Source organism: Pseudomonas sp. Sample_9 (assembly GCF_004307535.1).
GTDB classification, from domain to species: Bacteria; Pseudomonadota; Gammaproteobacteria; order Pseudomonadales; family Pseudomonadaceae; genus Aquipseudomonas; species Aquipseudomonas mercuritolerans.
Window position 1 is genome coordinate 1 of the sequence record NZ_RAZO01000098.1, and the last position, 5,197, is coordinate 5,197.

At 57.7% G+C, this 5,197-nt stretch carries 7 protein-coding genes and 2 pseudogenes; 7 read left to right on the forward strand and 2 right to left on the reverse strand.

Annotated features, from left to right (window positions below; genetic code table 11):
• The 7 genes and pseudogenes from D6877_RS29550 to D6877_RS05120 all read left to right on the forward strand — a co-directional run.
• Nucleotides 1–329: pseudogene (locus D6877_RS29550) on the forward strand (HNH endonuclease); the annotation flags it as partial.
• A 6-nt stretch (nucleotides 330–335) separates the two neighbouring features.
• Nucleotides 336–611 carry a bacteriocin immunity protein gene (locus tag D6877_RS05095; RefSeq protein ID WP_130910067.1) on the forward strand — a complete coding sequence of 92 codons (276 nt, stop codon included), beginning with the start codon at nucleotides 336–338 and terminating at the stop codon, nucleotides 609–611.
• A gap of 97 nt (nucleotides 612–708) precedes the next feature.
• Nucleotides 709–975 carry a bacteriocin immunity protein gene (locus tag D6877_RS05100; protein ID WP_241662852.1) on the forward strand — a complete coding sequence of 89 codons (267 nt, stop codon included), beginning with the start codon at nucleotides 709–711 and terminating at the stop codon, nucleotides 973–975.
• Nucleotides 972–1,241, forward strand: coding sequence for a bacteriocin immunity protein (locus D6877_RS05105; protein WP_076564114.1), 270 nt, complete (start codon nucleotides 972–974; stop codon nucleotides 1,239–1,241). Before D6877_RS05100 ends, D6877_RS05105 begins: the two co-directional genes overlap by 4 nt.
• Nucleotides 1,242–1,291: 50 nt before the next feature.
• Nucleotides 1,292–1,540 carry a bacteriocin immunity protein gene (locus tag D6877_RS05110; RefSeq protein ID WP_130910068.1) on the forward strand — a complete coding sequence of 83 codons (249 nt, stop codon included), beginning with the start codon at nucleotides 1,292–1,294 and terminating at the stop codon, nucleotides 1,538–1,540.
• Nucleotides 1,541–1,744: 204 nt separating this feature from the next.
• Nucleotides 1,745–3,577 carry a gamma-glutamyltransferase gene (gene ggt, locus D6877_RS05115; protein ID WP_130910069.1) on the forward strand — a complete coding sequence of 611 codons (1,833 nt, stop codon included), beginning with the start codon at nucleotides 1,745–1,747 and terminating at the stop codon, nucleotides 3,575–3,577.
• Nucleotides 3,578–3,733: 156 nt separating this feature from the next.
• Nucleotides 3,734–3,883, forward strand: a pseudogene (locus D6877_RS05120) (transcriptional regulator); the annotation flags it as partial.
• 5 nt (nucleotides 3,884–3,888) lie between these two features.
• On the opposite strand, the gene D6877_RS05125 reads toward D6877_RS05120, so the two are convergent.
• Nucleotides 3,889–4,521, reverse strand: a complete 633-nt coding sequence (locus tag D6877_RS05125) for a LysE family transporter (RefSeq protein ID WP_130910070.1) — start codon at nucleotides 4,519–4,521, stop codon at nucleotides 3,889–3,891.
• A 73-nt stretch (nucleotides 4,522–4,594) separates the two neighbouring features.
• Entirely contained in the window at nucleotides 4,595–5,194 is a 600-nt protein-coding gene (locus D6877_RS05130) for a flavin reductase family protein (RefSeq protein ID WP_130910071.1), read from the reverse strand.
• Nucleotides 5,195–5,197 lie beyond the last annotated feature (3 nt).

Genomic DNA, 5,197 nt, shown 5'->3' on the forward strand with positions numbered 1-5,197 from the left:
GGGCTGATTCGGGCGTGGGGGTTCCGATTCCAACAGACGTTGCCAACTCTCTACGAGGACGAGAATTCAAAAGCTTCGACTCATTCAGAGCAACCTTTTGGAAAACGGTTGCAGAGTCAGCATCGGGGGGTGAGTTGATTGAACAGAATGTTGGTCGCATGCGTAAGGGTAAGGCGCCACGTGTGCGTAAAGCCGATAGAGTCGGCGGTAGAAAGTCTTATGAAATTCACCATCTCGAAAAAATATCCAAGGGCGGTGGCGTATATGACCTAGATAACCTTCGAGTAAATACTCCTCGGAACCATATAGATATACACCGGCGTGAATAGGCAAATATGAAAGACACCTTATTAAAAGCCAGCATTTCTGAGTACACAGAGGCCGAATTCGTCGCGCTACTACAAGAGCTCGCGAAAGAGGATGAAGAGGCTGAAAACGATGATCGTGCTGATTTACTGTTGGCACACTTCGAGACAATCAGCGAGCATCCAGCAGGATCGGACTTGATCTACTACCCGGAGCCTGGTGCTGATAACTCGCCTGTGGGGGTAATGCAAAGTGTCAGGGACTGGCGAGCAGCACAGGGATTATCCGGGTTCAAAGACTCTTGATAAGTCGTGTCGTTGAGGGTTCGAGCCATCGAGTTAACTTTGGCTCTCACGATTTATTGCGTCTCAACACATCCAAGATTCGTGCATGAGATAGGCAATGGCAACGGAATTCCTTATTAAAGACGATTTGTCAGATTACACCGAGCAAGAATTCATCAACCTCCTTGAGCGCATTGTCGGAAATGAGGGGAGCGAGAAAGAAGAAAGCAAGCTCGTTCTTCACTTCAATTTGATTTGTGGACATCCAAGAGGATCCGATTTGATTTTTTACCCTGAAAATGGCGCCGATGACTCGGCACAGGGAATCATTGAGTCATTGAAGAAATGGCGTAGTGACCATGGGCTGTCGGGCTTCAAGCAATGATAAGAAAACGCACCAAGCAAAGCATAGCTGACTACACAGAATCAGAATTCATCTGTTTCGTGAAAAATATAAGAGCAGTCAACAGAAGTGGGTCTGACAAGGAGCTTGGCAGATTGCTGGCGGAATTCAGGGCTTTGACCGGCCACCCCGCTGGAACAGACCTGATCTTCTACCCCGAGCCCGGAGCAGATACAACATCTGCCGGAATAGCTCGTACAGTCATGGCATGGCGCGAAGCGAATCGACTACCCGGGTTCAAGACATGAATCCTGCCGCCCGTTTCATTTGAGCTGTGGAACTTCAACTTGAGAACGTTATGACTAACATATCCGACTACACCGAAGCAGAATTCTTGAAATTTGTGCAATCTGTTCTTGCAGCCAACACAAGCCCAGACGAGATTCTCGATCCGCTGCTATTTGAATTTGTACGTCTGTGTGAGCACCCAGCGGGCACTGACCTCATCTATTGGCCCGAGGATATGAAACAACAAACAGCCGAGGGCATTACCAAAATTGTGAAAGACTGGCGTTCTACCCGTGGTCTGCCCGGCTTCAAGCAATAAATTACCCTGCAATACTCTCAAGAAGATCGCACCACCCGAGTTACCGCTTTCGCGAGCAGGCTCGCTCCCACAAGGGCATCGTTTTCGGCCAATCGATTGGCGCGGCCGCTGAGCGGGAGTGCTGTAATCCTCACGCAGTTTGCACCCCGCCGGCCCGCTCGATAAAGTCCCCCAAGACTTCTACCCCACGGACGGAGAGCCCGCGTGTTTCCAACCCAGCCCTTGAGCCGCTTTCGCCTGCCAGCCTTGGCGCTGATCATCAGCGCCCTGATCCTCACCGCCTGCAACGCCCCGCCCTCTTCTTCCTTGCCGCTGACACCGGAAGCCGCTTCCGGTTACCGCACTGATCTGCAAACCCGACACGCCAATAAACATATGGCCGCTGCTGCCAACCCGCTCGCGGCCGAGGCCGGGCGGGAGATGTTGCGTCAGGGTGGTTCGGCGATTGATGCGGCGATTGCGATGCAGGCGGTGTTGACGCTGGTTGAGCCGCAGTCCTCCGGTATCGGTGGCGGCGCGATGATTGTGTTGTGGGATGGCAAGCAGGTGCGCACCTATGACGGCCGCGAAACGGCGCCAGCCGGAGCCACCGAGAAGCTGTTCCTGAAGGCTGACGGTAAACCGATGGCCTTTACCCAAGCGCAGATTGGCGGGCGCTCGGTCGGCACCCCCGGGGTATTGCGCGCGCTGGAGCTGGCGCATCGGCAGCATGGTCGCTTGCCATGGGCGAAGCTGTTTGAGCCGGCGATCAAACTGGCCGAGCAAGGCTTTGCGATTTCCCCGCGCCTGCATTCGCTGCTGACTGCCGATCCACTGATACGCCAGTCGCCAGACATGGCTGCGTACTTCCTGAATGAGGATGGCAGCGTCAAAGCTGTCGGCACACGCCTGCAAAACCCGAAGTTGGCCGCCGTGTTCAAACGCATCGCCAGCGAAGGTGCCGATGCGCTGTACAAAGGTCCGATCGCCGAAGAGATCGTCGCCAAGGTTCAACAGCACGCCAACCCCGGCAGCCTGTCGCTGACCGATTTGCAGCGTTATCAGGCCAAGGAGCGCGCGCCGCTGTGTACCGATTACAAGCGCTGGCAGGTCTGCGGCATGCCGCCACCGTCGTCGGGCGGGATCGCCGTGGCGCAGATTCTCGGCACGTTGCAGGCGCTGGAGACTCGCGATCCACGCCTGTCGCTGACCCCGCTCAAACCAGTGAACAGCAATAGGCCGGCCGGCATGGAACCGGCGCCGCAAGCGGTGCATCTGATCGCCGAGGCTGAACGTCTGGCCTATGCCGACCGTGCGCAATACGTGGCCGACACCGACTTCGTCCCGGTGCCGATCAAAGGTCTTCTCGATCCTGCCTATCTGGCCAGCCGCGCCAGCCTGATCGGCGAGCGCAGCATGGGCAGCGCCAAACCGGGCACACCGCCGGGCGTACAGGTAGCCTATGCACCGGACCGCTCGCCGTTGCGCATCTCGACCTCGCAAGTGGTCGCGGTGGATGATCTCGGCGGCGCCGTGTCGATGACCACCACCATCGAAGCCGCGTTCGGCTCGCACCTGATGGTTCAGGGTTTTCTGCTGAACAACCAGATGACCGACTTCTCGTTCATCCCCGAAGAGAACGGGCAGAAAGTCGCGAACCGCGTCGAACCGGGCAAACGCCCACGCTCGTCGATGGCGCCGACGCTGATCTTTGATCGCAACACCGGTGAATTTGTCGCCACGGTCGGCTCCCCCGGCGGCTCGCAGATCATCGAATACGTGGCGAAAACCACCATCGGCCTGCTCGACTGGAACCTCGATGCACAAAGTGCGATCAACCTGCCCAACTTCGGCAGCCGCAATGGCCCGACCGAACTGGAACAGGGGCAGTTCAGCCCGGCGCTGATTCAGGCACTCAAGGACAAGGGCCACACGGTCAGCGAAATCGACATGACCAGCGGCACCCAGGCGATCGTGCGGGTGAAGGATGCGCAGGGCAAAGCGACATTGACGGGGGGTGCCGATCCTCGGCGTGAGGGAGAGGCGTTGGGGGATTGAGTATTACGAAGTGGGCAGAAAAGGCTTACCGGGAGGTAGGCCTTTTTTTTCGGCGATTGGCTCTGTTCATATGTCCCTAGTCGCCTTTTCCTACCCCGAAAAATAGTTGCTTGGCTTAAATTCAATCAGCAAAGATCGTAAGAAAATGGAGCAACCATGAATCCGAGCCCGATCCATACCGAAGAAGATTACAGACTGGCACTCAAAAAGGTTTCTGCGCTGTTCGACAGTGAGCCGGAACCTGGCACCTCTGAGGGTGATTATTTCAACGAAATGATTAACCTCATCGAAGCCTATGAAGCCCGGCAATGTCAGCGATTCGCCACCAAATGCACCCCAAACAACAAATAGCACCCACCTGCCAATCGATCCAGCCACTGGCGTGACCGCTCGTAGACACTAGCAACCCGGCGGCTGGCGAAGAACAGAGCGACGCTGCAATACCAGCTGAACGACAGCGTGGCCATGGTCAGCACGGCCAGCGCCAGCAGGAGCGGCGGTACGTGGGGCGGCATGGCGGTGGCGAAGATGGTGGCGACAAAGAGTGCCGATTTCGGGTTGGTCATGTTGCCGAGGAAACCGCGAGCGTAGACGCCGGAATAAGTCTGCCGGGGCGCAGCCGGTGTACCGGGGGCAACCGTAGCCTTGCGCTTGAACTGCTTCAGCCCCAGATAAATCAGGTAGCAACCGCCGGCAATCTTGAAGCCCAGATAGAGGGTCGGCGCGGCGCTGAACAGCGTCTTGATCCCCAAGCCGCCGGCAAGGCCCCACAGCACCGTGCCGGTGGCCACGCCCAGCGCAGCCACCACGCCATGTCGGCGCGAGTGACTGGCCGCGAGTTGCGCAATGTTGAAGAAATTTGGCCCGGGCGTGACCACCGCCACCGTCCACAACAGCGCCAGCGACAGCAACGGGGCAAGATAACCGGCAACAGAAACGTCCATGAGCGTTGCGCCTGAGCAGTGAAATGAAGCCTCTACCTTGCTACATCCGCTGACGGTTTTCCATCAACGTCATTTAAACCGCCAACGTCTTGCCATCCACCCCATCCCCAATCTTCAGGAAATGCCCGCCCGCAACGTGATGCAGCGTGCGCAATCCATCCTGCCCTTCGAAATGCCAGCGCCCATCGCTGAACACACGCTCATCGGCCTGGGCAGCAATGACTTCGGCAAGGAACAGGTCGTATTGCTCGTGATTGCGCGGCTCCGGCAGCAGGCGGCATTCGAGCCAGGCGACACAGCCGTCGAGCAGCGGCGCTTCAACCTGTTCGCCAGCGAAGGTGTGTAGGCCGTACGCCTGAAACTTGTCCCGGCCCTGGTTGCGGGTGATTTCCAGGCCGGAGGTGTTGCCGACGGTTTGCACGATATCGGCCTGATTGACGCAAGGCACGTTCAACACAAAAGTGCCGGAGGCTTCGAGCAACTGGCGGGTCCAGGTGGATTTGTCGAGGACGACGGCGACTTTTGGTGGTTCGAAATCCAGCGGCATGGCCCAGGCGGCGGCCATGATGTTGCGCTGGCCGTCGTGAGCGGCGCTGACCAGCACGGTCGGCCCGTGGTTGAGCAGGCGGTAGGCTTTGTTCAGGGGCACCGGACGGCGGTGGGAGACGCTCATGGG

What these genes read in the sequence shown, in the direction of transcription:
- D6877_RS05105 (WP_076564114.1), top strand. Translation starts at nt 972, where the DNA reads ATGATAAGAAAACGCACCAAGCAAAGCATAGCTGACTACACAGAATCA.
- D6877_RS05095 (WP_130910067.1), top strand. Translation starts at nt 336, where the DNA reads ATGAAAGACACCTTATTAAAAGCCAGCATTTCTGAGTACACAGAGGCC.
- D6877_RS05125 (WP_130910070.1), bottom strand. Translation starts at nt 4,521, where the DNA reads ATGGACGTTTCTGTTGCCGGTTATCTTGCCCCGTTGCTGTCGCTGGCG.
- D6877_RS05100 (WP_241662852.1), top strand. Translation starts at nt 709, where the DNA reads ATGGCAACGGAATTCCTTATTAAAGACGATTTGTCAGATTACACCGAG.
- D6877_RS05110 (WP_130910068.1), top strand. Translation starts at nt 1,292, where the DNA reads ATGACTAACATATCCGACTACACCGAAGCAGAATTCTTGAAATTTGTG.
- D6877_RS05130 (WP_130910071.1), bottom strand. Translation starts at nt 5,194, where the DNA reads ATGAGCGTCTCCCACCGCCGTCCGGTGCCCCTGAACAAAGCCTACCGC.